General features: G+C 55.5%; 23 protein-coding genes. 16 read left to right on the forward strand and 7 right to left on the reverse strand.

Annotated features, from left to right (window positions below; translation table 11 throughout):
* Window positions 1-89 precede the first annotated feature (89 nt).
* From M6D89_RS09010 to fabB, 7 genes are all read left to right on the forward strand, one after another.
* Window positions 90-995: a GGDEF domain-containing protein gene (locus tag M6D89_RS09010; RefSeq protein WP_253967732.1), complete on the forward strand. Its 906-nt coding sequence runs from the start codon at window positions 90-92 to the stop codon at window positions 993-995.
* Window positions 996-2,009, forward strand: a complete 1,014-nt coding sequence (locus M6D89_RS09015; protein WP_253967733.1) for an AraC family transcriptional regulator — start codon at window positions 996-998, stop codon at window positions 2,007-2,009.
* 443 nt (window positions 2,010-2,452) lie between these two features.
* Entirely contained in the window at window positions 2,453-3,436 is a 984-nt protein-coding gene (locus tag M6D89_RS09020) for a Gfo/Idh/MocA family protein (protein WP_253967734.1), read from the forward strand.
* Window positions 3,437-3,594: 158 nt separating this feature from the next.
* Complete coding sequence (locus tag M6D89_RS09025; RefSeq protein WP_253967735.1) at window positions 3,595-4,887, forward strand: NAD(P)/FAD-dependent oxidoreductase; 1,293 nt, start codon at window positions 3,595-3,597, stop codon at window positions 4,885-4,887.
* A gap of 87 nt (window positions 4,888-4,974) precedes the next feature.
* Window positions 4,975-5,937: a polyprenyl synthetase family protein gene (locus M6D89_RS09030; protein WP_253967736.1), complete on the forward strand. Its 963-nt coding sequence runs from the start codon at window positions 4,975-4,977 to the stop codon at window positions 5,935-5,937.
* Window positions 5,938-6,053: 116 nt separating this feature from the next.
* Window positions 6,054-6,578, forward strand: coding sequence for a 3-hydroxyacyl-[acyl-carrier-protein] dehydratase FabA (gene fabA / locus M6D89_RS09035; protein WP_253967737.1), 525 nt, complete (start codon window positions 6,054-6,056; stop codon window positions 6,576-6,578).
* Between the two features lie 138 nt (window positions 6,579-6,716).
* Window positions 6,717-7,931, forward strand: a complete 1,215-nt coding sequence (gene fabB, locus M6D89_RS09040; RefSeq protein WP_253967738.1) for a beta-ketoacyl-ACP synthase I — start codon at window positions 6,717-6,719, stop codon at window positions 7,929-7,931.
* Between the two features lie 28 nt (window positions 7,932-7,959).
* On the opposite strand, the gene M6D89_RS09045 is transcribed toward fabB, so the two are convergent.
* A complete protein-coding gene (locus tag M6D89_RS09045) occupies window positions 7,960-8,832 on the reverse strand; it encodes a sugar nucleotide-binding protein (protein ID WP_253967739.1) in 873 nt (290 codons plus the stop codon).
* Window positions 8,833-9,063: 231 nt separating this feature from the next.
* Here M6D89_RS09045 and M6D89_RS09050 point away from each other — a divergent pair, with 231 nt between their 5' ends.
* A complete protein-coding gene (locus M6D89_RS09050; protein WP_253967740.1) occupies window positions 9,064-10,392 on the forward strand; it encodes an alpha/beta fold hydrolase in 1,329 nt (442 codons plus the stop codon).
* 80 nt (window positions 10,393-10,472) lie between these two features.
* Here the strand turns inward: M6D89_RS09050 and M6D89_RS09055 are convergent, their stop codons facing one another.
* The 3 genes from M6D89_RS09055 to M6D89_RS09065 all read right to left on the reverse strand — a co-directional run bounded on the left by M6D89_RS09055 (window position 10,473) and on the right by M6D89_RS09065 (window position 13,403).
* Complete coding sequence (locus M6D89_RS09055; RefSeq protein WP_253967741.1) at window positions 10,473-11,267, reverse strand: hypothetical protein; 795 nt, start codon at window positions 11,265-11,267, stop codon at window positions 10,473-10,475.
* Window positions 11,268-11,392: 125 nt separating this feature from the next.
* Window positions 11,393-11,950 carry a single-stranded DNA-binding protein gene (gene ssb, locus M6D89_RS09060; RefSeq protein ID WP_253967742.1) on the reverse strand — a complete coding sequence of 186 codons (558 nt, stop codon included), beginning with the start codon at window positions 11,948-11,950 and terminating at the stop codon, window positions 11,393-11,395.
* Between the two features lie 91 nt (window positions 11,951-12,041).
* Entirely contained in the window at window positions 12,042-13,403 is a 1,362-nt protein-coding gene (locus tag M6D89_RS09065; protein WP_253967743.1) for an MFS transporter, read from the reverse strand.
* Window positions 13,404-13,532: 129 nt separating this feature from the next.
* Between M6D89_RS09065 and uvrA the strand changes: the two genes are divergently transcribed.
* The 6 genes from uvrA to M6D89_RS09095 all read left to right on the forward strand — a co-directional run bounded on the left by uvrA (window position 13,533) and on the right by M6D89_RS09095 (window position 20,647).
* Complete coding sequence (gene uvrA / locus M6D89_RS09070) at window positions 13,533-16,355, forward strand: excinuclease ABC subunit UvrA (RefSeq protein WP_253967744.1); 2,823 nt, start codon at window positions 13,533-13,535, stop codon at window positions 16,353-16,355.
* Window positions 16,356-16,550: 195 nt separating this feature from the next.
* Complete coding sequence (rnk, locus tag M6D89_RS09075; RefSeq protein WP_253967745.1) at window positions 16,551-16,940, forward strand: nucleoside diphosphate kinase regulator; 390 nt, start codon at window positions 16,551-16,553, stop codon at window positions 16,938-16,940.
* Between the two features lie 47 nt (window positions 16,941-16,987).
* Window positions 16,988-18,043 (forward strand): sulfite exporter TauE/SafE family protein, encoded by a 1,056-nt coding sequence (locus M6D89_RS09080; protein ID WP_253967746.1) that lies wholly within the window; start codon window positions 16,988-16,990, stop codon window positions 18,041-18,043.
* 1,239 nt (window positions 18,044-19,282) lie between these two features.
* The gene (locus M6D89_RS09085; RefSeq protein WP_253967747.1) at window positions 19,283-19,609 is read left to right on the forward strand and encodes a hypothetical protein; all 327 of its coding nucleotides are present in this window, start codon (window positions 19,283-19,285) and stop codon (window positions 19,607-19,609) included.
* 162 nt (window positions 19,610-19,771) lie between these two features.
* Window positions 19,772-20,149: a septal ring lytic transglycosylase RlpA family protein gene (locus tag M6D89_RS09090; protein ID WP_253967748.1), complete on the forward strand. Its 378-nt coding sequence runs from the start codon at window positions 19,772-19,774 to the stop codon at window positions 20,147-20,149.
* Between the two features lie 81 nt (window positions 20,150-20,230).
* A complete protein-coding gene (locus M6D89_RS09095) occupies window positions 20,231-20,647 on the forward strand; it encodes a GFA family protein (protein ID WP_253967749.1) in 417 nt (138 codons plus the stop codon).
* A 77-nt stretch (window positions 20,648-20,724) separates the two neighbouring features.
* Here M6D89_RS09095 and serB read toward each other — a convergent pair whose 3' ends face one another.
* On the reverse strand, window positions 20,725-21,942 hold the full coding sequence (serB, locus tag M6D89_RS09100; protein WP_336297546.1) for a phosphoserine phosphatase SerB: 1,218 nt from the start codon (window positions 21,940-21,942) through the stop codon (window positions 20,725-20,727).
* A 96-nt stretch (window positions 21,943-22,038) separates the two neighbouring features.
* On the opposite strand from serB, the gene M6D89_RS09105 reads away from it, so the two are divergent.
* Window positions 22,039-23,169, forward strand: a complete 1,131-nt coding sequence (locus M6D89_RS09105) for a hypothetical protein (RefSeq protein WP_253967751.1) — start codon at window positions 22,039-22,041, stop codon at window positions 23,167-23,169.
* An 86-nt stretch (window positions 23,170-23,255) separates the two neighbouring features.
* A complete protein-coding gene (olsF, locus tag M6D89_RS09110; protein WP_253967752.1) occupies window positions 23,256-24,974 on the forward strand; it encodes a bifunctional ornithine lipid synthase OlsF in 1,719 nt (572 codons plus the stop codon).
* Window positions 24,975-25,013: 39 nt separating this feature from the next.
* Here olsF and M6D89_RS09115 read toward each other — a convergent pair whose 3' ends face one another.
* A complete protein-coding gene (locus M6D89_RS09115) occupies window positions 25,014-25,727 on the reverse strand; it encodes a hypothetical protein (RefSeq protein WP_253967753.1) in 714 nt (237 codons plus the stop codon).
* A gap of 323 nt (window positions 25,728-26,050) precedes the next feature.
* On the reverse strand, window positions 26,051-26,614 hold the full coding sequence (locus tag M6D89_RS09120; RefSeq protein ID WP_253967754.1) for an HdeD family acid-resistance protein: 564 nt from the start codon (window positions 26,612-26,614) through the stop codon (window positions 26,051-26,053).
* Window positions 26,615-26,643 lie beyond the last annotated feature (29 nt).

Here is a 26,643-nt window from a genome sequence, read left to right on the forward strand (position 1 = left end):
CTGAGCTAATATGCCCCTCCCGGCTGTCACACAACTGTTACATAAGCTTGATAGTTAGAAGGCTCTTTTAGATAACGCGCCGGACTCTCATGATTCGTTTACACAAGTGGAAACTGCTATTCATCGCTGTGCTGACCAATCTCACCATTTTATTAACGCTGGCGGTGGGTGAGATTAAGTTCTGGCGCGAGATCGACTGGCTGGATATTGTGGCCGAATCGGGGGTTTGTCTGCTGGCCGGACTCTGGCTGGTGTTTACCTTAAACAGCCGTCCCAAGGGTTCGGTAACCACCTTGCTGGCGCTGGGCCTGGGCTGTATTTTTATCGGCTCGTTTCAAGATTTAATGGACGAAGTAATCGCGATTCCCGATGCCAGCCCCTGGCGCGGCAGCATCGAGTCGGTACTCATGCCTGTTGGTCTGATTATTTTAACGCTGGGTTTATACCACTGGCACAAAGAGCAGCTACTGCTTAGCCAGCAGCGCCAGCGCCAAGAACAAGATTATCGCGATTACCGTTTGCAAGACCGGCTTACCGGACTGGGTGATGCGCGTTTTTTAATGCAGCAGCTCAGCCAGCTGCAACTGCGCTGTCAGCAACAACACACCCCCCTGGCCATTGTACTGCTGGATTTAGACGACTTTGACACCATCAACCGACGCTACGGCCACCGCGAGGGCGACCGTTTGCTGCAAGAGCTGACCGAAGTCTTGCTGCTTAATGTGCGTCGCTGCGACCTGGTGTGCCGCTACGCGGGGGATCGGTTTGCGGTGCTGCTACCCGGGGCCGGAGAGCAATTGGCACAGCAGCTAGGGGCACAGCTACAAGACGCAGTGGCCCACTTTGCCTACAAAACCACCCGGGGTGAGACTATTTACCACAGCGCCAGCACCGGGATTGCCACCGACACCGGAACCCCGGCCGACGCATTGCTAACGCTTGCCACCCAACGCCTGCTGCAGGCGAAGGATTCGCGCACCCCGAGGGTGGCCTAAATGACCCTGTGGTACGAAAACGACACCCCGTGTATTGCCGCCCACGAGTTTCCCGCCGCCCTGATTGACTTGGCCTGCAGCCGCGACCTAGAGCCCGACAGACTGTTGCGCGGCACCGGAATTTTTATGGCGGACTTTCTCTCCGCCAGCCTGATTATTAAACCCGTTCAATGCTACGCCCTGCTGCGCAATATTCAGCGGCTTATGCCCGCCAGCGACACCGCTTTTCTCGCCGGGCACCGATTGTTTCCGGGAAACTTTGGTCCGGCCAGCACCGCGCTCACTCAGGCGTCTCACTTGCTGGACGCACTGCAAACACTGGAAAACTACAGCGCCCTGTTAAGCCCGCTGCTGCAGCCGCGCCTGTCACTGGACAGTGACTTTGTTTACCTCTACTGGCAGGAGAGCTGCGAAGCCAGCGACCAAGGGGCGTTTTTGCGAGATATGCTGATGACTGCCATAACCTCCCTGTCGCGTCAGCTTTACCAGCAATCGCTCCCCTGGGAGTACTTTCTGCCCGGCGAGCTCACTCACCCGGAACAATACTCGGTGAACTGGGGCCCGCGCGTTTACTCAAAACGTCACATCACCGCCATGCGCTTGCCCCGCGAACTGGCCACCCAGAATACCCCTATGGCCACTACCAGCGCGGCCACTATTGCCAAACGCCAGTGTGAAGTATTGTTTAAGGACAAGCCTAGTGAAGGGTTTATCAGCCATATCGATCAGCGCATTCGCCGCAGCATACCCGGCCATGTCAGTTTGGAATCACTGGCCCAGGCGCTGGAGGTCAGCCCCGCCACCCTAAAGCGCAAACTGAAAAAACATCACACCCACTTTCAACAGCGCTACGATAACGTGCGCAAAGAGCTGGCCATTGAGTGGTTAACCCGCCAGGAGCTAAGCGTAGAAGACATTGCCGCCCGCCTGCACTTTCACGATAGCCGCAACCTGCGCCGCGCCTTCAAACGCTGGACCGGTGTATTGCCCAGTGCGCTCAGCGCTTCGGTTTAACCGGTAACGGCGCACCCGCCCGCCCAATTACACACAGCCCGCCGATAAAACCACCTTTAAGCGCGCGTTAAAATTGACTATTCTTTAGAAACAGCTTGAAGTTATCCACATAGTGCGGGCTCGCCTAAGAGCGTATAATGCCGCAAGGAACCTCTGATCAAGTCCTCAGCAGTCTCTGGCTTACAGAGCTTTTCGAGGTCAAGGCGGCGAGCCGATGGCGTGCTGACGGCCCGGCGAGGTGAGCCAACGCAGAGATCGGAAAGCTCTGTAAGCCCCGAAGGGCGCGGCCAAAACGTCCATCCGCGGTGTTGCGCTTCTTGCCAAGGGCTATGGCCATTGCCTGCGAAGCGCGCCTTGCGGAGTGAACGTTTTGGACTCGCGCAGAGACCGCTGAGGACTTAATCAGAGGTTCCCTAAATTACCCCGCAGCGCCCGAGGAGACTATGGCCAAAATTCGTTGGGGTGTACTCAGCACCGCTAAAATTGCCCGTGAACACGTTATTCCCGCCCTGCAAAGCTCATCGTTAGGTGAAGTGGTCGCCATTGCGTCGCGCCGCCCCGAGCAGGCACAACAGACAGCGGCCGCCTTGGGCATTGCCCGCGCTCATGACAGCTACGAAGCGCTGCTGGCCGACCCCGAGGTAGACGCCATCTACAACCCGCTGCCCAACCACCTGCATGTGCCCTGGTCAATCAAAACCATGCAAGCGGGCAAGCATGTGCTGGTGGAAAAGCCTCTGGGACTGGACGCCAGCGACGCGCAAAAACTCTTACAGGCCTGCGCAGACTACCCGGACATTAAAGTCATGGAAGCGTTTATGTACCGCTTTCACCCCCAGTGGCAGCAAATACGCGAGCTGTGCGACAAGGTGATTGGCCCGGTGCGCAATATTCAGTGCGAGTTTTCCTACAATAATCGCGACGCTAGCAATATTCGCAACAATGCCGATATGGGCGGCGGTGCGCTGATGGATATTGGCTGTTACGGCGTCTCCCTGTCGCGCTTTATTTACCAGAGCGAACCCACCCGGGTGTGCGGCCACATGAACTTTATGAACTACGAGGTAGACGCGATTACCTCAGCCATTATGGCGTTTAGCGAGGGTACAGGTAGTTTTAGCTGCTCCACCAAAACCGAGCCGGGCCAGTGGGCCAAAATCTGCGGCGAGGCGGGCTTTATCAGCATTCCCCGGCCGTTCAACCCCACCGCCGACAGCGAAGCCCAGATTACGGTGCAGCACAACGATCAGACTGAAACCATCACCCTGGCACCGGCCAACCAATACCGGGCCATGGGCGATCACTTTTGCGATGCCATACTGCACAACAAACCAGTGCCCACACCACTGCAAGACGGGGTGAATAATATGAAGGTGATTGATCGTATTATTGCCAGCGCTAAAGCGGGGCAGTGGGTGGACGTCTAACGCAGAACGCAGAACGCAGAACGCAGAACGCAGAACGCAGAACGCAGAACGCAGAAAATTATAGAAATCTAGCGTTCACACGCAAAGCTATTGCAACGGGCCAAAAGCCCTTTTAATCAACGCGGGGCAATCCCCCGCCGTAAAAGAGAGAGTCACACGTGAAAAAGATTGTTGTAGTCGGCGGCGGCGCCGGTGGCCTGGAGTTGGCCACCAAGCTGGGTAAAAAGTTAGGCCGCAAGGAAAAAGCGCATATCACCTTAATTGATAAAAACACCACCCACGTCTGGAAGCCACTGCTGCACGAGATTGCGGTGGGAACCATGGACGAAGGGGTGGACGCAGTCAGCTATCGGGCCCATGCCTTTGCCAACCATTTCCACTTCCGTATCGGCACCATGACCGATATCGACCGTGACCAGCAACAAGTGGTGCTGGCACCCATGGCGGATGAAGACGGTGAAGAGCTTTTGCCCGAAACCCGCATTGACTACGACATTTTAGTGCTGGCCATTGGCTCATCCTCTAACGATTTCAACACCCCCGGGGTTAAAGATCACTGCATCTTTTTGGATGGCCCGGGGCAAGCTCACCGCTTTCGCAATAAGCTGCTGGGTAAGTTTTTGCGCATTCAGCGGGTCAGTGGAGTGCGCGATTCGGTCAACATTGCCATTGTGGGGGCCGGGGCTACCGGGGTTGAGTTATCGGCCGAACTGCATCATGCGGTCACCAAGTTTCACGCCTACGGCTTTGACGCCGTAGACAGCGAGCACTTAAACGTCACCTTGGTGGAAGCGGGCGGACGTATTCTGCCCGCCCTGCCCGAACGTATTTCTACCTCGGCCAGCCGCGAGCTGGCCAAATTAGGGGTCAAGATCAAGCTGAACACTCGCATCACCGCCGCCCAGCCAGACGGCCTGGAAACCAGCGATGGCGAAAAAATCGAGGCCGACCTGATGGTCTGGGCTGCCGGGGTCAAGGTGCCCGACGCGCTTAAAAATATTGGTGGCATTACCACCAACCGCATCAACCAGCTACCGGTAAACGCCTACCTGCAGGTAAAAGGTGAGTCGTCGATCTTTGCCATTGGCGACTGCGCCGAATTTATTCAAACCGATGGCAACCGAGTGCCACCCCGTGCGCAATCGGCACACCAAATGGCCGATGTCTGCTACCACAATATTCGCGCGCAATTGGATGGTGGCAAACAAAAGGTCTTTCAATACAAAGACCACGGCTCGCTGGTATCACTATCTAACTACTCTACCGTGGGCAGTTTGATGGGCAATTTAAGCCGCGGCACCTTGTTTATTGAAGGTCGCCTGGCGCGGATTATGTACATCTCGCTCTATCGCATGCACCAGTTAGCAGTACACGGCTACATCAAAACCGGTTTGCTGATGTTATCAGGCAGTATTAACCGCTGGCTTAAACCCAAGTTAAAGCTGCACTAAGAGGCCACACCCCTCAAGGGCCGCTGCGCTTGACAGCGTGCGGCCCCCTGCCTAGGATGCGCTCTGCCCCAATTACAGGAAGTCTTCATGCTGCCCTTTCACGACGTTGTTGCCGATGACTTTAGCCAAGTCAATGAACTGATTATCCGTCAATTGCATTCCGATGTCGGACTGGTAGAGAACATTGGCCACTACCTCATTGAAGCCGGTGGCAAACGTCTGCGTCCGCTCATGGTTTTGCTGGCGGCTCGGGCGCTGGACTATCGGGGCAAAGAGCATCTGGACTTGGCCGCCATTATCGAATTTATTCATTCGGCCACCTTGCTTCACGACGATGTGGTAGACACCTCCAGCCTGCGCCGCGGCCGCCCTACCGCCAACGCCGAATGGGGCAATGCCCCCAGTGTTCTGGTGGGCGACTTTCTCTATTCGCGCTCGTTCCAAATGATGGTGGCCATTGGCAATATGGATGTGATGTCAATTCTCTCTGACACCACCAATGTGATCGCCGAAGGCGAAGTGCAGCAGCTGATTAACGCCAAAGATCCCGACTTGACCGAAGAAGGCTATATCGAGGTCATCCACAAAAAGACCGCGGTGCTGTTTGCCGCCGCGTGCGAGGTGGGCGCGGTGATCGCAGGCGCCGATCAAAAAACCCGCCTGGCCCTGAAAGAGTATGGCTTACAAGTGGGCATCGCCTTTCAGCTGGTCGACGATGCGCTGGACTACAAAGGCGACGCCGAAACCTTGGGCAAAAACGTGGGCGACGACCTGGCCGAGGGCAAACCCACCCTGCCGTTAATTTACGCCATGCGCCAGGCCCCCGAGGCCGACCGCCAGATTATCCGCGAGGCCATCAGCGCGGGCGATGCCAGCAAGCTGCAACAAGTCGTCGCGATCGTTGAGGCCACAGGCGCCATGGACTACACCCTCAAAGCGGCCGAGCGGGCGGTGACGCAAGCGCTGCAAGCCCTTAAATCGGTGCCCGAGTCTCGCTACTGTGCCGCCATGGCCGATATTGCTCATTTCTCTCTGGGCCGCAATCACTGATTTTACCCACCAAGCCACGCAGGGCCTATCGCCACTGGACAAGTGGCGGGCAAACGGTAGAATGTGCCCCTTTGCGGCGAGACCGCCAACGGACTTTATAACCCAGAGTTGATACTATGACTTCATTCGTCCAGAAAAGCTCATATAACACCGAAGAGCTGCTCGAATGCGGCCACGGGCGCATGTTTGGCCCGGGCAACGCCCAATTACCTATCCCCAATATGCTGATGCTGGACCGCATTGCGCATATCAGCGAAACGGGCGGCGAGTTTAACAAGGGCGAAATTGTCGCCGAATTGGATATCAGCCCCGACCTGTGGTTTTTTGACTGCCACTTTCCCGGCGACCCGGTCATGCCTGGCTGCCTGGGTCTGGATGCCATGTGGCAGCTGGTAGGCTTTTTCCTCGCCTGGAAAGGCAACCCGGGTCGCGGCCGCGCCCTCGGCTGTGGTGACGTAAAATTCACCGGGCAGATTCTACCCACCGCCAAAAAGGTGAGCTATCACATCAACCTCAAGCGAGTGATTGAGCGCAAGCTGATTATGGGCATCGCCGATGGCCGGGTCAGCGTCGACGGAAAAGATATCTACTTTGCCAAGGATTTGCGGGTAGGCTTGTTCTCCAACACCGATTCTTTCTAATAACAGCAACTTCGCCTTATTGCGGCACTAAACTTACCCCACCAGGTCCAAGGCCACTGCCCTGTCACGTCACAGGCTGTGCCATAATGCCCAAGGGCAATGGAGCTGTACGGGTTAAGTAATATGAAGAGGTAGCCTATGAAACGCGTTGTAGTTACCGGTATGGGTATTGTCTCGTGCCTGGGTAATGATAAAGCCACTGTTCTCGACGCCCTGCGCGAGGGCAAATCCGGTATTAAGCACCAGCCGGCTTACGAAGAGATGGGCTTTCGTTCCACCGTAGCGGGCTCGGTGGACATTGACCTGAAAGAGCACATCGACCGCAAAGCCCTGCGCTTTATGGGCGATGCCGCCGCTTTCGCCTATATTTCCATGGAGCAGGCGATTCGCGATGCGGGACTGAGCGAAGAACAGGTCTCTAACGAGCGCACCGGTATTATTATGGGTTCGGGCGGCGCGTCGTCGCAAAATCTGGTAGAGGCGGCCGATGTACTGCGCGAGCGCGGCCTAAAGCGCGTGGGCCCCTACCGCGTGACCCAAACCATGGGCAGCACCACCTCGGCCTGTCTGGCCACGCCTTTCAAAATCAAAGGCGTTAACTACTCCATTTCCTCAGCCTGCGCCACCAGCGCCCACTGTATTGGCAACGCCATGGAGCTGATTCAACTGGGTAAGCAAGATGTGGTCTTTGCCGGCGGCGGCGAAGAAGAGCACTGGTCACTGACCTGCCTGTTCGACGCCATGGGCGCCCTGTCGACCAAATACAACGACACCCCCGATCAGGCCTCGCGCGCTTACGACGCCAACCGCGACGGCTTTGTCATCGCCGGTGGCGGTGGCTGCCTGGTACTGGAAGAGCTGGAACACGCCAAGGCGCGCGGCGCCACCATATACGGTGAAGTGGTCGGCTATGGCGCGACCTCAGACGGCTACGATATGGTCGCCCCCTCGGGCGAGGGCGCCGAGCGCTGCATGCGCCAGGCCATGGCCACCGTTGAGGGCGACATCGATTATATTAACTCCCACGGCACCAGCACCCCGGTGGGCGATCTGGCCGAACTTAAAGCCATCCGCAGCACCTTCGACAAGGTGCCGGCCATCAGCTCCACCAAGTCGCTAACCGGCCACTCGCTAGGCGCCACCGGCGTGCAAGAGGCGATTTACTCGCTGCTGATGATGGAGCACAAATTTATCTGCGGCTCGGCCAATATTAGCGAACTGGACCCCGAAGCAGACGGCATGAACATCGTCCGCGAGCGTCAGGATGGGGTAGAACTAAACCGCATTCTGTCCAATAGCTTTGGTTTCGGCGGCACCAACGCCTGCCTGGTGTTCCAGCGCTATAGCGACTGATATCCCAAGGCGACCAGGGACGGTCACCTCAGCTGTTACCCCCACCCTCACGATGTAACCACTGCTTTACGATGGGCAGCAAATAAGTCCTCCAGGTACGTGTCTGCACCCCGAAATCGTTACGTACCCGCAAACCGCTTAATAGCGCACTGACCGGTGTGCCCTCGGGGGCGCGATCCTCTAGGTGCCATTGGGGCTCGGGGCCTTGGTAATCTTGCTGCTTGAGCGCCTCCCACAAGTGTTCGGCAAACTCCACCTCGGTACACGCATCGCCAGAGCTGTAGTGGTAGATGCCCCAGCAATCGGCGCCACTGTTAATCTGCTTAACCAGTGCCACAATAATCCGCGCCAGATCCGACAGCGCCGTAGGCGCGCCGCGCAACCGGGCATTGAGCTGCCAGGGTTGCTTTTGTTGCAATGCCTCCATCAAGCGGGTGAGCAGGTTATCGCCGTAACTGCCGATAACCCAGCTGGTGCGCAGAATTAACGACCGAGCCTGCGCCTCTGTCACCGCGCTTTCAGCGGTTAAAAAGGCACGGCCTACGTCGCTATTGGGTTCGGGCGTATCTTTTTCCGAGTGCTTGCTTTTGTTGTCATCGCCAAACACCCGGTAGCTGGATAACTGTATTAGCGGGACATTCAAGCGCGCACATACGCGGCTGATATTCTGCGCCGCCGCTACCAACAACTCGGCGTCGATCGAGGCGGGGCTATCGCCCCACCCTAAATTATTAATCACCATGGCGGGGCGCTGGGCGCTGATGTACTCATCCACCACCTCGGCGTTTTGCCAATCAAGCTGCTGCGCGCGAGGCTGCAACAAGTTAAAAGGTTCGCGCTCCAGCTCGTGCTCCAGCGCAACCCCCAAAGCCTGCTGAGAGTCGGTTAACAAGAGTTTCAAAATTTAGTTCTCACGGTTGCTATTTACCCCATTATCACACATCCCCGCACCCACCAGCCAAGCCTTTGCCGTTATTGCGCGGTTGTGCACCCACAGCTTTACACGGTTGCGGTAACATAGTGCTTCCAAATCAAAAAGCGACCCAACACCGTGCCCAGCGCCGTCAAATTTGCCACCGATATGCCAGCTTGTTCCCTCGTACGCACCTTTATCTTATTAAGTCTTCTTGCGGTGAACAGCGCCCGCGCCCAAGCGCCTGACCTACCCGATGGTTGGCATTCGGGCTACGCTACCGAAACGGTTTACAACAGCCGAGTCTTTTGGGTAGAGGCGGGTAAACAGCACAAAGAAACCGTTATTTTGATTCACGGCCTGGGGCAAAAGGGCTGGCGTGATTGGCGCCAATTGATCCCACCGCTAGCCGAAGAGTATCGCGTGCTGGCAATCGACTTGCCTGGCTTTGGGCGCTCGGATAAACCTGCGGCCAAATACTCACCCGAAAACTACGCTCGAGTGTTAGACGCGCTGGTAACGGATGCGGGCATCGGCAGTTTTCGGCTTATCGGCCATTCCATGGGTGGCAATGTTGCGCTGCGCTACGCCACCCGATACCCGCAAAAAGTACAGCGCCTGGTGCTGATCAGCGCCGCCGGTATTCTCGAGCGCAGTACCTTCGCCCAACACTCCGCCGCCCTACCGCTGGAAACCGATATGTTTCCCAGCCTGCAACAGCTGCCACCGAGTCTGCGCGAGGGCATGAGCGAAATGGTGCGCACCCTGGGCGGAGGACTTTTACGCTGGGATGCGCTGCCCAATCCCGACCAACTGCTGAACGCCAGCGACGCCACCTGGGCGACCGCCCTGCAGGGCCGCCCCAACTTAAACGCCGCCTTGGCACTGGTACAGGAGGACTACAGCCGCGACTTAACCGACCTGCAAGTTCCCAGTTTAATTCTCTGGGGCGAAGACGACCCGGTTACTCCGCTGCGCACCGGCCAACTGTTGGACGGCCAAATCCCCGACTCACAATTAATCACCTTTACCGGTATGGGGCATATGCCCCTTAACCATCCCGATCAAGTGTACCCACCCCTGCAAAATTTTTTGCACGGAGAATTGACCGGTCGGGCACGCGCGATAACAGGCAAAAACCATGGCGATTACCACTGCCACAATCAAAACGATCTTACCCTGACAGGACACTACCGAAACATTCGTATAGAAGACTGCAACAACATAAAGCTCGAAAACCTTAAGGCCCAATCGATTTATATTCGCGACGCCAATGTCAGCATGCTGAACGTTTCCATTACCGCACCGGGTACAGGCTTGCAGATAGAAAGCTCAAACCTCCAGGCCACCAATTTACATGTCGAGGCACAGCAAGCGCTGGTCGTCAGCGACAGTCATATCGATATTGCCGGGGGGAAATTAACGGGCACAAAATCGGGGCTTAGCACACAGACCGCATCGCGGTTTGTGTTTTCGGTGAGCCAGATCATAGAGCCTTCTAAGGCTCGCTATATGCACGGGGTATATAAGTTCGGCAAGGCTCCGTAAGGCGGTTTAAGCACTTGCAAGTGGACTAAGTGCGCATCCAACATGGTGACAAAACCAAAACGAAAGTCACCCCAACGATGCTAACTTTTTTTGCGACTCAAACGACGTAAACGCTGCGCCGACCGCTCCCAGAGCTTTTGCCCCTGGGGTGCGTTTTCTTCTAAGTCCCTGTCTACGGTCTGCGCTTTTGCCAATTGGCGGCGCAGCTTTTCACGGGTTTCCTCGGGCACTTCCACGGGCGGGTTTAGGCTGTCGACTTCGTGCAGAATTAACCGCCCCATACGATCCAAAACATCGTCGTTGATTTGCGAGGCACGGTAACTGTAGCTTTGCACCCCCGGACGAGCAAAATTTTTAAGCAGCACCGCAATGGCTTTATTTTCCGGCTCCACCTGAATGCGCATAGCCAGTTGCAGCGGCCCTTCCAAAGTAAAACGCGCGCTTTGTAAGCGGTGATTGTGATTCAGCTGATCGCGGCGGTGATACTTAAAACCATAGCTTTGCAGATAATTAACATAGGCATCAATGGCGGCGCGATCACTCAGCTCGTACTCGGCGGGGTCAATTAACTGCGCGGCAACTCTGACATCCAGCTGGCGCGGATTGGCCGAACTGTCGATGACCAATTTATAGGCGCTTTGGTTTAATTCAATCGGCGTGGTGCGATCGGGCGTTAACGGATAGGCAATGGTTCGTTCGGGTTGAACATAATTGATTTGCTTGATCAACTCATCTAAATACTCAAGCACCTGTAGCATTACCGGGCGCAGGTTTTGTTCGTAGTATTCCAGCTCGGCCGCCCGGCGTTCGGCCTCCTGGGCCTCGGCGGTGCGTAAGGTTTCAGCCTGTTGTTTTAACTCGTCCAGAATTCCCATGGCTCATCCACTGTGCTATTCACCCTGCGCATTTTAACCCTAGTTGGCGGCTAATTTCACGTTCACTCCCACAAAAAAGGCCGCACTCATGTGCAGCCTTTTGCAGACGAACAACGTTCTAAACGTTAAAAAGGAATATCATCGTCAAAGCTATCAAACCCACCGGCCGGAGGCTGAGGCTGCTGGGGTTGTTGCGGCGGCTGTTGTGGCTGCTGAGGTTGCCCTTGGGGCTGGTTAAAACCGCCCGCCGCGGCCGCTGCAGCGGCCGGAGCGCCGTAGTTTTGCTGGCTACCCTGAGCGCCATAGCCACCCTGACCACCACCGTAGCCGCCATCACCGCCGCCGCGCGAATCCAACATTTGCATTTCACCCGCGACAATTTCGGTGGTGTAACGGTCTTGTCCGTCCTGGCCCTGCCACTTACGGGTACGCAGTGAGCCTTCAATATAAACCTTCGAACCTTTGCGCAAATACTCGCCGGCAATTTCCGCCAAGCGGTTAAAGAACACCACTCGGTGCCACTCGGTGCGCTCCTGGGGCTGGCCAGTGTTCTTGTCTTTCCACTGGTCTGAGGTCGCCACACTGATATTGGTTACGGCGCCGCCTGAGGGCATGTATTTGGTATCCGGGTCCTGGCCCAGATTCCCCACCAGAATCACTTTATTGACGCCACGCGATGCCATACTTGTCTCCTGAGAATCTTGTCTTTAATCGCACACTTTAACACACAGGCTCTGATATTGATCCGGCAATCAGCCTGCCGAGTTAAATGCGCTAAGTGTCAGCTAATAAACGGGTGATCTCGGCCCGGTCTACCCGGCGCGAATCCACCTTCAAGTAAATCATATCTTCGCCGGGTACAATCAGCACCTCGGCCACCCCTTTCTGGGCCGCCAGCTTTTGCTCGACCCACTCGGGGCTGCGCCCGGCCAGGGGAATTAAAATACTGGCCAAATAACGCGGTGGCGCCATGGCGCGCGCCGCCAGCCACCACAACCCGGTAACCAGCGCGCAGACGCCCAAAACCTGCGAAACTCCGCCCGACTGATACAAGATACCGCCCACTGCCCCGCCGCAAAAGGCGCCCAGAAACTGCGCCGTAGAATAAATACCCGTAGCGGTCCCCTTAGACCCCGCCGGCGCCAGCTTGCTTACCAGCGACGGCAAGGTGGCCTCTAACAGGTTAAAGGCCATAAAAAAGCCGAACAAGCCCACCAGCCACCAGCCCAACGCCTTAGGCACCAGCGCCAGCCACACCAGCGACAGCCCCAGCAGGCCAATGGCGAGCAAAAACACCGGTTTCATTTTGCGGCGCTTTTCGGCGATGATAATAAAGGGAAGCATGGCGATAAACGAACCACCCAATATCGGCAGATAAATGAGCCAGTGATAACCCGGCGCCACCCCCAGCGGCCCACCCAGCATTAAAGGCACCACCACAAAGCTCGCCATAAGCACAAAATGCAGCGCAAAAATGCCCGCATCCAGCCGCAACAATTCTTTGTTCTTCAGGGTTTGCCACAACAGCTGCGGCACCGCCCCCGACTCGCGCCGCCGAGTATTGCTCGTGGCCACGCTGGGTACCACCCACAGCACAATGGCAATACCCACCAGGCCCAGCAGCGCAGTCAACCAAAAGATTAAGCTCAAGCCTCCCAAGCCTGCCAGCGCCGGCCCCAGCACCAAGGCCAAAGCAAATGACACCCCGATAGAGGCACCGATACTGGCCATAGCCTTGGTGCGGTTTTCGTCCGAGGTTAAATCTGTCACCAGCGCCATAACCGCGCTGGCGATGGCGCCGCCGCCTTGCAGCAAACGGCCGATAATCAGCCCCCAGATACTGTCCGCCAGCGCGGCGATGACCGAACCCAGCATAAATATCAGCAGCCCCGCGATAATCACGGGCTTGCGTCCTAACTTATCGGATAAAACCCCAAAGGGTATTTGCAGCAGCGCCTGCGAGGCCCCGTACGCCCCCAGCGCCAAACCCAGCAGCGCCGCGCTGGCACCGGAATAGCTGGGCCCGTACACACTTAACACCGGCAACACCATAAACAGCCCCAGCATCCGAAACGCGTACAGCGACGAAAGCGCAGAGACCGAGCGGCGTTCAAATGTCGACAGACTGGGGGTCACAGTTAAACCTTAACCGAGTAGGGGTATAAAAGAGCGAGATTCTAACAGAAATTCAAACGCGCCGAACCCGCCCCCGACCGTGCAATTACCGTATAATGAACGGTTTTTGAACGAATCACAGGTGAGCTTTTGGATACCATCTACGTTCGCGGGGCCCGCACCCACAACCTAAAGAACATCGACCTGGATATCCCCCGGGATAAGCTGGTGGTGATTACCGGCTTGTCGGGTTCGGGTAAGTCGTCCCTGGCCTTTGACACCCTCTACGCCGAGGGCCAGCGCCGCTATGTAGAATCTCTGTCTACCTACGCGCGTCAGTTTCTGTCGATGATGGAAAAGCCCGACGTCGACCATGTTGAGGGGCTAAGCCCCGCCATTTCCATCGAGCAAAAATCCACCTCCCACAACCCGCGCTCGACCGTGGGCACCATTACCGAGATTTACGACTACCTGCGCCTGCTGTTCGCCCGGGTGGGCGAGCCGCGCTGCCCGGACCACGATATTCCCCTGGCGGCCCAGACGGTCAGCGAAATGGTCGATACCGTGCTGGCCCAGCCCGAAGGCACCAAGCTGATGCTGCTGGCGCCAGTGGTTCGCGACCGCAAAGGTGAGCACTTACACACACTGGAAAGCCTAAAGCGCGAGGGCTTTATCCGCGCCCGCATTGATGGCCTACTGGTCGATCTGGACGATGCCCCCAAACTGGATAAAAAGAAAAAGCACAGCATTGATGTGGTGGTAGACCGCTTTAAGGTGCGCGACGATTTACAGGTGCGCCTGGCGGAATCCTTTGAAACCGCGCTGAACCTAACCGACGGTATTGCCGCCATCAGTTATATGGACGGCGAGGCCGAGGACCGGGTGTTCTCGTCCAAGCACGCCTGCCCGGTGTGCGACTACAGCTTAAGCGAGCTGGAGCCGCGCCTGTTTTCGTTTAACAACCCGGCGGGCGCCTGCCCCACCTGTGATGGCCTGGGAGTTAAGCAGTTTTTTGATACCAGCAAGGTAGTGCTCTACCCCGACGCGTCCCTCGCCCAGGGCGCCATCCGCGGTTGGGACAAGCGCAACATCTACTACTTTCATATGCTGACCTCGCTGGCGCAGCACTACGACTTTGATGTCGACACCGCCTGGCAAGACCTGGCCCCCACCCAGCAAGAGGTGATTTTATACGGCTCGGGTAACGACTCCATCGCCTTTAAATACGTCAACGAGCGCGGCGATGTGATTCAGCGCAATCACACATTTGAGGGGGTGATCCCCAACCTGGAGCGCCGCTACCGCGATACCGAATCGGCCAGTGTGCGCGAGGATTTAGCGCGCTTTTTATCCACCCAAAGCTGCCCCTCGTGCAATGGCACCCGCCTGCGCCGCGAGGCGCGCCATGTGTTTGTGGACGAAAAGACGTTGCCCCACATGGTAGAAATGCCCGTGGGTGAGGCCCACAGCTACTTCGAGGCACTGGAATTTGAAGGCGCCCGCGCCGGTATTGCCGAAAAAATTCTCAAAGAGCTGCGCGACCGCTTCCGCTTTTTGGTGGACGTGGGGCTTAACTATTTAACCCTGAATCGCAGCGCCGACACCCTGTCCGGCGGCGAGGCCCAGCGCATTCGCCTTGCCAGCCAAATCGGCGCTGGGCTGGTGGGGGTTATGTATATTCTGGATGAGCCCTCCATTGGTCTGCACCAGCGCGACAACGAACGCCTGCTCAGCACCCTCACCCACCTGCGCGACTTGGGCAACACCGTGATTGTGGTGGAGCACGACGAAGACGCGATTCGGCTCGCCAACCACGTTATCGACATAGGCCCGGGCGCTGGGGTGCACGGCGGTCAGGTGATAGCCGAGGGCACCGTAGACGATATTATGGCCCACCCGGATTCACTCACCGGGCAGTATTTATCGGGCCGCAAAACCATCCCCGTGCCCGCCAAGCGCACCCCGGTTAAGCAAGACAAACTGTTAACCATTAAAGGCGCGCGCGGCAACAATCTGCAAAAGGTTAACCTGACCCTGCCCTTAGGCATTATGACCTGCGTAACCGGGGTATCCGGCTCGGGTAAATCCACCTTAATTAACGCCACCCTGCACCCCATTGCCGCCACTGAATTAAACGGCGCCACCACCTTAAAAGCCGCGCCCTACGATTCGATTACCGGCATGGAGCACTTGGACAAGTGCGTCGACATAGACCAGAGCCCCATTGGCCGCACGCCGCGCTCCAACCCCGCCACCTACACGGGTATTTTTACCCCGGTGCGCGAGCTGTTTGCCGGCACCCCCGAGGCCCGTTCGCGCGGTTACAAGGCCGGGCGCTTTAGCTTTAATGTAAAAGGCGGACGCTGCGAAGCCTGTCAAGGCGACGGCGTCACCAAAGTGGAAATGCACTTTTTGGCAGACGTGTATGTGCCCTGCGACATCTGTAAAGGTAAGCGCTACAACCGCGAAACCTTAGAGGTAAAATACAAAGGCAAAAACATTCACGAGGTGCTGGAACTTACCGTCGAAGAGGGGCGCGAGTTCTTTGACGCAATTCCCTCGGTGGCCAACAAGCTGCAAACCCTGATGGATGTGGGGCTGTCTTATATTCGCTTGGGGCAAGCCGCCACAACTTTGTCCGGCGGCGAGGCCCAGCGGGTTAAACTGGCAAAAGAATTATCCAAACGCGACACCGGCAAAACCCTGTATATTCTGGACGAGCCCACCACCGGCCTGCACTTTGGCGATATTCAACTGCTGCTGGATGTACTGCACCGGCTGCGCGACCAGGGCAATACCATTGTAGTCATTGAACACAACCTGGACGTGATAAAAACCGCCGACTATATCGTCGACCTGGGCCCCGAGGGCGGCAGCGGCGGGGGCCAAATTATTGCCACCGGCACCCCGGAAGAGGTCGCGCAAAACAAAGCCTCTTACACCGGGCACTTTTTAAAATCCATGCTCGGCTAACCCCGTATTGACATTACCCGGCCATCGGGTAATGTCTATTCTATGCTTTCGGCCCATTTTTACATGTGGAGGCTTTGCCCCACCTTCCCCTCCTAACGAGTGCCCTTTCGGCACTCGCGCCCCCGTACACCTGCTATTTACGTTTAGCGCCCGGCAAACGCCCGGCGCTGTTTTACCGTTTAGGGGATTTTTATTATGAGCAAACAACCACCCATCGTAATCGCCGAATCCGTTTATGACGCCATCGCCAACTTAATTGACGAGCGCGCCGAAGACGCCATTACCCAAGCGCTCAGCGCCGAACTGGACCGCGCCCGCATTGTCACCGACAAACGCCTGCCCGCCGATGCCGTCACCATTGGCTCGCAAGTAAGCTTTACCGTGGCCGCCACGGGCAAAACCTTTACTTACGTATTGCGTCTGCCCCGCCAGATAAGCGACCCCAGCGTCGACTTATCAGTACTCAGCCCCGTGGGCAGCGCCTTAATCGGCTTGCGCCAGGGCCAGCAAATCGACTGGACCATAGGCGCGGGCAAGCGTACTTCTATCACCGTTACCCAGGTGGACGCGCCTATTGCCGCTTAAACAGGTAAACTAGCCGCGCCTTTAAGAAAAGAACAACGAGATTTCCTATGACATTGCAAACACCCCGCAAACGATTTTTATGGGTTTGGGGGCTTTGGCTTATCGCCTTTTACGGCGTATGGGCTTTTTTAATCACCGCCGACGGCGCCCTGCAGGCCGCCATAGCGCACTGGCCTATGGCGCTTGCCATGGCGGTGGGCAGCTACGCGGCAGGCTCTACCCCTATGGGCGGCGGCACCGTAGGTTTCCCAGTGTTGGTATTACTGTTTGATATGCCCGCCACCCTGGGGCGGGACTTTAGCTTTGCGGTGCAATCCATCGGCATGGTCAGCGCCGCCATCTTTATTATGGCCCGTCGCCAGCCACTGGCCTGGGCCATGCTAAAAGGCGCGCTCGCAGGCGGGCTAATCGGCACGCCCATCGGTATTATCTTTTTCGCCCCGCTGGTGCCCGAGCTGTGGATTAAGGTTATTTTTGCCGTGCTCTGGGGCAGCTTTGGGGTACTGCACTTGTACCGCATTAACGAAATATCCGGCAATGTGGGCATGACCGAGTTCGACGAACACTGGGATCACAAAACCGGTTTTGTGTTGGGCCTGGGGGCCAGCTTATTGGCCGTCTCGGTCACAGGTGTGGGGATTGATATGGTGCTGTACGCGGCGCTGGTTTTACTCTGCCGCGCGGATTTAAAAATCGCCATTCCCACTTCGGTGGTGATTATGGCCGCCGCTTCGGTCTACGGTGTGCTCATTAAATCCATCACCCACAGCTGGCAACCCGGCGTTTACGAAAACTGGCTGGCCGCCGCCCCGGTAGTTGCCCTGGGCGCACCTTTAGGTGTGTTTATTGTCGAGCGTATTGGCCGTAAACCGATTTTATTAATCGTTGCCGCACTGTGTGTAGGCCAGTTTATCTGGACCTGTTTTGCCGAGCGCCAAGCTTTAGGTTTTATGGGTATTGCGCTGGCTATTTTGGCTTTGTGTTTTTGTCTGTGGGTATTTGAGCGGTTGCGGCGTTGGGGACGGTCGTTGGTGTTGCGGGTTCGCAAGCAGGAGCGGGCGAGGAGGTTACCCGTTGGGGAGGGTTCGGCGGCTGCCGAGTAGTTGAGTGCAGCCCCTTTGTTCGTCACACCAAACTGGGTTTGGTATCCATGGTAGGGGTGCCGCTGCGCGGCGGCTTTTTGTATGCCCGAGTCGCCGGGCGGGCGAGTTACTTTTCTGTTGTTTGGGCAACAGAAACCTAACGAAAAGAGAAGCCCACCCCGGTTCGCGGCCCTTCGGGTGCCCTCTCTCCGGCCGATTTTTGAGGGCCGTATCGACAGGACTTCCCTGTCCTGGCGATACTTGCGCAAACGTCCTGTTTGCTTACCCACAAAAATAGGCCTCCGTTCGGCTCGCTCTCAGGGGACGGCGGAATAATGCAGCGCTAACGCTCAACTTTTATTGTTCGTCATTCCGTGCCACGACACGGAATCCAACTGAAAAGCCTGACTTGTCACGGCCTTACGCCTACCAAACTGACTTTTTTGCCAAGGCTAAGAAAGACCAACAACACTAAGCCATTAGGCCGATTTATCCTTTTCAGCAGAAAGCCTTTGGTTAAGAGCATATACCGCCCGCCAGCATCAACATTTATCATAACTATCAATTAGTTACAGCAACCTTGTCACCAAAGGCAAAAAGCCTTACATTGGTTAAAAACAAGACAGAGTCTTTCTTTCGCCGGCCATGGAGCGGTACCAAAGTGCGCTTTTATCCTTTATTTTCAACCACTTCCGCCCAATTGATCAGCCGCTTTCTAGCGACGTTATATTGCCGCGGGGAATTTTACTTTGTCTTTTGGATTAGCTGTTATGTGCTATGAGTAATTGGGAAAAATTTTACATGAATGCTTACTTTGCGTTTTGCGTAGTTTTCCTTGTCATTTATCAAATGTGGTTTTGGCCAATATTAAATGGAACGCCAGAAATTGTAAGCATCTCTCACCGCTTCATGGATATTGTCGTATATACAGTTCTGGCTTCTAGCCTATTTTCCGAGATCCTACTTTTTCGCGATCTTCATCTACGAAAAATGAACGACAAGTCCGGTTGGGTGGGGGCTTTGATTATGTTTAATGTAGTCGCTGCTCCCTTGTATTATTTCAAGTATGCTAGGTATCCCCGAAGTGGTCTCACATAACAAGCAAAGGCAACATCGCCCGGAGGGGCTGGACCTCGCTTCGCTCGGCCGTTGCTTTGGGCGCTATACGGAAAACACATGAGCCTGAAAAGCCAATGGGGTCAAATATTGACTTAACCTTTTATAACACGTTGCCGGCAAAAGACACTAAAGGAGTGTTGGATGAAGATCGCATTAATAATTGCCTTAGCGCTAACATTGGCCGGATGTGGGGATGACGCTATTACTTATACCTCAAGTAAAAAACCTGAAATGATTATGATTGCCGTGAATGACAGAGGGGAAGTCTTTATGTCAAACCACGACTCCACACTGAGCTTTGATGATTTTGCTAAGGCGGTTTCAGAACTCGAGAATGATGAAAATAGCTACGGCTACGTTATCCAATCAGCAGCAAGCGACGACTCAGACGCCAAGAGAGTAAAAAAGCTCCTACTCGAAAACGGCGTAAAAGAAAGAAACATCGCTGTTTCCAGCCCCCGTCCTTGAAGGTTTGATTGCGCTTAGAAAGGTAACCGTTCACAAAAACACTCCGCCCCCTGCCAGAAAATAGAGTCAGTCGGCAAAGGCAGCCGGTGCTGCTTTGCAAGCACCTCTGAATTCACTATCTTTCCTGCGTTTTGATTAAGTTAAATCACTTCGGAGAGGCTGGTGAAACTTTTTGCTTTAGGCGTAATGACGACGATTATTATGGGCTGCTCCAGCGTGCCAGCGCAAAGCCCGGTTGAGCTGATTGGGCACACCCAGTCCGGCAAAGCGTCGTTCTATGCCATGAAATTTCAGCTGCGTAAAACCGCGAGTGGTGAGCGCTTTAATCAGATGGCGAAAACAGCCGCCCATAGGAGCCTGCCATTCGGAACGCGGGTAAAAGTGACTAACCTCAGTAATGATAAAAGCGTGATCGTTAAAATCAACGACAGAGGGCCTTTCATAAAAGGGCGTATTATAGACCTTAGCCGCTCGGCTTTTAGCGTTGTTGCCAATCCTGACGTGGGTATTATTCCCGTTTCCATTGAGGTTGTTAAATAGTTGCAATGCGAGCGCGAAGGTATTACAAAAGGTTTTTATAGTCGGCTTGATCGACGGGTAACCACGGCACAAGGAATTCAAATGAGCATCACCCAATACCCGATTAAAGGCTCCTGCCAATGCGGGAATGTCACCTACCAATTATTAGAGCCACCGCTTTTTATAGCGGCTTGCCACTGTAAAGAATGTCAGAAGCTTTCCACCAGTGCCTTTAGCATTACCGCTATGGTAAAAGCCGATAGCGTCCGCTTTGCGGGCAACATGAAGGACTGGAGCCGAATTGCGGATAGCGGAAAGGTGAGCGCCGCCAAGTTTTGCCCGGAGTGCGGAAATAGGATGTACCACTATGACCCAGATCAACCGGAGCAATTAAAGCTAAAGCCAAGTAACCTCGATGATACGAGCATCCTTAACCCCAGCATTCATATCTGGGTAAGCCAAAAGCAAGACTGGTATCAGATACCAGAGGGCGTCAAAGTGTTTGATAGGCAGCCGTAAACGAGCGCAAGGCGCAATCTCCAGCGTCAAACATCAGACCTCTGTCATCCGACCCATTCTTCATGCGTTCTGCGTAATTATAAAATCTGATCCCTCTCCCGAAACCCCAACAAATACAAAATCGCATCCAAACCCAAGGTGGAAATAGCCTGCTCGGCGCTGGCTTTGACTAGTGGCTTGGCACGGAAGGCGATGCCCAGTCCCGCGGCGGCGAGCATGGGCAGGTCATTGGCGCCGTCGCCCACGGCGATGGTTTGTTCGGCGGTAATGCCTTCGCGCTCGGCCAGCATTTTCAGCAGGGCGGCTTTGCGCTCGCCGTTAACCACTTCGCCTTTAACTTCGCCGGTGACTTTACCGTCAACAATGTCCAGGGTGTTGGCGTAGACGTAATCAATGCCCAGTTTCTTTTGCAGGTACTCGCCAAAGTACTGAAAGCCGCCCGAGAGAATGGCGGTTTTGTAGCCCAGTTTTTTCAAACTGCTGATCAGTTTCGCCGCGCCTTCGGTAACGGGAAGATTCTCGGCAATCTCGGCCAGTACGCTTTCGTCCAGGCCTTTTAGCAACGCCATGCGGGCGGCGAAACTCTGGTTAAAGTCCAGCTCGCCGGACATGGCCTGCTCGGTAATTTCGGCCACCTGCTCGCCTACCCCGGCGGCTTTGGCCAGCTCGTCAATCACCTCGGCCTCGATCAGGGTCGAGTCCATATCAAAACAGACCAGACGACGGTTGCGGCGGTAGACGGTATCGCGCTGAAAGGCGACGTCGGCCTCGTGGCGGGTGGACAGCTCCATAAAATCGCGCCGCAGGGCTTCGCGGTCGGCGGGTTCGCCGCGCACCGAGAACTCCACGCAGGCGTTGCTTTTGGTGGCCAGGCCGTCCAGCGGTACCCGGCCGGACAGCCGGCTGATATTGTCGATATTAAGCCCGTGCTTAACCGTTATCTGAGTCAAATCGGCGATTTGCCCGGCGGTTACCTCGCGCGCCAGCAGGGTGACGATGTAGCGGGCCTTGCCCTGATGCTCAACCCACTGCTGGTAGCTGGCGTGGCTGACCGGGGTAAAGCGAATGTCTATCCCTAAGTCGACCGTGGCGCTTTGCAGCTCGGCCAGCAATTCGGATTCTTTGATGTCGGCGGTGTCGACCCCGACCATCATACCCAGGGTGAGGTTGTCGTGAATGACGGCCTGGCCAATGTCTAAAATGGCGGCCTGATAGCGACTGAGCACCTGCGCGATGGCTGAGGTAACGCCGGGCTGGTCGGCCCCGGCGGCGTTGATCAAAAGTATTTGTTTCACAATTAAGGGGCTGTTGTCCGAAAAAGGGGCATTATAACGCGCAGCGTGTATCATTTGCGTTAGAATGCGCAAAAATCTGATTGGCCGATAAATGGAATGACTGTTTACCAGTACTGCACCCGCCGCCCCCTGCTTTGTATTTGTACGCTCGCACTTTTGTGCCTGGGCTTGCTGGGCGCGTGGCTGACCATACACTTCGCCGCCGAGCAACAAGACGCCGCGGCGACCCGCTATGGCCAGGCCCTGGCCGACCGCGCCTCTTCTCAGGCCGTAGAGCCGTCCATCGCCCAGGATATGATCAGCCTGCAGGTGATTTTACAGTCCCTGGCACGCCAGCCGGGCGTTAGCAGTGCCACGGTGCACGATGTGGAAAACAACCTGTTGGTGCAGGCGGGCGCCGCTCAGGCTCCCGCCGATATGAACAGCGCCAGTTTTGCCGCGCCCATCACTCTGGATACTCACATCGCGGGCCACTTAACGGTAAACCTGAGCCTACCGCCGGTGCAGCGCACCTACACCTCTTATTTTTGGCTTTGGGCCTTGGCGGTGCTGGCTTGCATCGCCGGACTGTGGGGCGCGGACTATTACCGCGAGCGTCCGCGTAAACCCGCCAAAGCCCGTCGCCCCAAACCCCGGGCCGAACCAGAAGCGTCCACCCACGAAGAGGTCTTTGCCGCCGATGGCGACGATGCCCTGCCCGATGGTGAGGACGACGAGGCCCACGACGAGCCCGATACCAGCGCCGAGGTAAGCGTAGAGCTGCGCTTTTTGAATCTGCGCGCGCTGGAGCAACAGCTGAGTAAGGGCGAATACGAGCTGCGCCTAAACCGCTTTAAGCAGCAATTGCAGGGTATTCTGGCGCTGTATACTGGCCATCAGCAATCGTTCGACGAGCAAAGCTTGCGTCTGAGTGCAACCGCCGACACCCGCTCTAATGCGATTTTTTACGCGGTGTGTATCAGCGAGCTGGCGGTCAGCCTGTGCCAAAGCGGCGAGAGCCCGCGTTTAAAAGTGGCCGCCTGCATCGACACTCACGACGGTGACGCGGCGCCCGAGCTTTCCGCCTACGCAATTTGGTTAACGCCCGAGCTGCAAGACAGTGCGCTGTCGGGCTACATTAACCTGAGCGACGAGAATTTGGTGGAAGAAATAAAGCCGCCCTACAAGGCGTTACTGGAACGCCAGCAAACTCAGCTTTTGGCCCTACCTGTCACGCGGCGGTCATAAAAGCATCACCTTTTTGTCACCATTTAGCACTAGCGTTAGCCACAACATACCCCCGCACGGGGGCTGGCAACATCAGGTAAAACGCTATGCTCAACATCGAACAATCCGTTACGGATAAATTTCCGGCATTTGCCAAAACCAAACCGTTTATCCGTCGCCCCACCCTTACGCTGCTGCGCAAGCTCACCCACGAGCAAAAAATTAATCAGTTTCTGACTCGCAACGAAGGCCTACGCGGCATCGATTTTATCGACCAGATATTCGACTATTTTAATTTTACCTACAGCGCCGGCTCGCGCGACCGACAGAACATTCCCGCCAGCGGCAAGGTAGTGATTATTGCCAACCACCCCATCGGTTCGCTGGACGGTTTGGCGCTGTTGCGCTTTGTCAGCGAGGTGCGGCCCGATGTTCGCATTGTCGCCAACGACATGCTGATGGCCTTCAAGCCACTGCACAACGTGTTCTTGCCCCTGGACAACATGACCCAGGGCGCCTACCGCAAAAGTTACCGCGCGATTATGGATGCTTTAAAAGATGATCAGGCGGTGATTATTTTCCCCGCCGGAGAAGTGTCCCGGGCCAGCCCCAAGGGCATTCGCGATGGCGCCTGGCACTCGGGCTTTTTGCACTTTGCACGCAAAACCGGCGCGCCCATTTTGCCCATCTATATCGAGGCCAAAAACTCGCTGCTGTTTTACTCCGCCTCAATGCTATACAAACCCTTTGGTACGGCGCTGCTGGCGCGGGAAATGTTCAAAAAGCAATCGGCAGAGATTCGCCTGCGCGTGGGCGAAATGATCCCCAGCTCGGAGCTAAATACCGACAAGCTGGCGGACAAGGCGCTGATAAAACGCCTGAAAAAACACATATACAAACTGCGAAAAAAACGCAGCACCCAATTTATTACCGAACGCACCATCGCCCACCCCGAAGAGCGCAGCACCCTTAAAACCGAGCTGCAAAGCGCACAGCTGATCGGCGCCACCTCGGACAATAACAAAATATTTTTGTGCGACTACGACCGCCACCCCACGATACTGCGCGAAATTGGACGGCTGCGTGAACAAACCTTCCGCCTGGTGGGCGAAGGCACAGGCGCACGCCGCGACTTAGATAAGTACGACCACCACTATCGTCACCTGGTGCTGTGGGATGACGCCAACCTGACCATTGCCGGCGCCTACCGCATAGCCGATTGCGGCCGGGTTATGCAAGAGCATGGTTTAGAGGGGTTGTACACCGCCGAGTTGTTTCAATACACACCCGAGGTATACACCTATTTAGAGCAAGGGGTAGAGCTCGGCCGCAGTTTTGTTAGCCCGAAATACTGGGGCAAAGCGAGCCTTGAATATTTGTGGCAGGGCTTGGGCGCCTATCTGCAGCACAACCCGCAAATACGCTATGTACTGGGCCCCGTCAGCATGAGCGACGAGTACCCCCGCGATCTGCGGGATCTGACCGTTTACTATTACGAGCGCTACTACCGCACCCACAAACCCCTGGCGCTGGCCAACCACCCGCACTTAATCGAGCCGCAGAGCTTCGCCCGTATCAACAGCGAATTTTCCGCCATGGATCAGCAAGACGGCTTTCGCCATCTGCAACAATGTTTTAGCCAAGCAGGACACAAGCTGCCTACCCTTTACAAGCAATACGCCTCCCTTTACGAGCCCGGCGGCTACAGCCTACTCGCCTTTAGTGTGGACTCGGACTTTGGCAACTGTTTAGACGGCTTGTTTATGGGCGACTTGACCTTGATGAAAGCGAATAAAAAGAAACGGTATTTGGGGGTTGAGGGTTAAACGCAGAACGCAAAATATTGTGTTAAACGGCCCTGCGAGTTAGCGATCGAACGGGCCGTTCAAAAATTCATTCACCTCGGGTGGCATGGTGTTGTCAAATTCACCAAACCCCATATTGCGGCGCATTCGCTGGTACTCTCGATACAGCGTTTGTGCCCGATTTTGAATCCAGGCATAGTCCTGAGCCGTTAAGGGTTCATCCAGATCGTAAGCATCGCGAAACTGCTGCAACTCTCTCTGCTTAGCAGAATCCACCGTGTATACTCCGTCAGCGCCTCTGAGCGAATAAAGCTCAAAGTACGCAAACGCCTCTCGCAGGCTTTGTAAGGTTTCAGTCCTTTGCTCCAGGCTATCTTCGGGTGATGGCTCCTTTAGCGCCGATCTGGCCCGAGCTGAAATTTCATATACCGAGCCCGCCGCTATCGCTTCATCCATATAACCTTGGGTTTCTTTCCGATAAGCTTCTGAAACAGCGGCAGCCTCTAGCATTTCCTGGTAGGCGCGGTCAAAAGCCTCGCGATCTTCGACCAGCTTTTCAGCACTCAATCGACTGTAATCAAAATCCCCCACCGTCCAGGCGTTATGAATGCGCCGACTGATTAAGGCTTGATAAGCAACAATGTCACCGTTGCGCCCCATAGTCAGCAACTGGTTATCGGTATACTGATTTTTATAGTTTTCGACCTGCTCCACATTTAGGCCCGAAGCCTCAAACCAATCGTCCACAATTTGTATTTCTTGGTAGCTGACCACACGCCCTTTAGACTCCGAGCTCGAACTTTTAATCTCGGAAGTCACATCAAGAGGTGATGAATGCGTACGCGAATCATGATTGGACACAACACTAGAAGCTGTGCCACGAAGTCCCTGACCATCCATCGAATTCAGGTAAAACCAAACAAACAGAAATGTAAATGGAATAAGGAGCGATACAAAAACTCTTTTCATGACTTCCTTGTGCTTTTCAAGCGTATTTTTATAGTATTTTATTTCCTAATAGCCAATTAATCTGTGGCTGTAAAAACATCGGGAGAGCGTTTACCGCCCTCCTCCTTAAGCGAGTAACCAGCTGCTTTTTACTGCAAAAATTTAAAGCTTCGCACCTTGAGCGCCAACACAATCAGTAGCACACCGATCAGTATGGCGAAAGCGCCGATTAACCACAGCAGGGTTAAAATACCCGCGGCGGGCCAGGCGAACAGGGCGATACCGAAAAGCACTCCCAGTGCTCCGCTGAGCACCAGGCGCCACTCGCCCTGCAGTTCTTGGCGCAGGCGCATCGCGGCGGCTATTTGCAACGCGCCCACAATGATCGACCAGCCGGCGATTAACAACAGTAAAACCACGGCGGTCACTCCGGGCGCAAACAGCGCGCACAAACCCACCACCAAGCTGCTTACGGCCCACAGAAACAACATCCACCAGTGGTTATTCTGCTGGCGCCCGGATATGGCCATCCATATACCCAGCACACCGTCAGCCAGCGAGAAGGCGCCAAACATAATAACTAACACCGCCAGAGACACACCGGGCAAAAACCAGGCGCATAAACCAAAAATAATGGCGAATAAACCGCGCAGCAAAAGTACCCACCAGCTTTGCGCCATGGCTTGGGCTAAAGGTAATTGTGCAGTATCCATAAGCTTTCCTTTTCGGTATGAATAAAATT

Source organism: Gilvimarinus xylanilyticus, assembly GCF_024195295.1.
Classification (GTDB): domain Bacteria; phylum Pseudomonadota; class Gammaproteobacteria; order Pseudomonadales; family Cellvibrionaceae; genus Gilvimarinus; species Gilvimarinus xylanilyticus.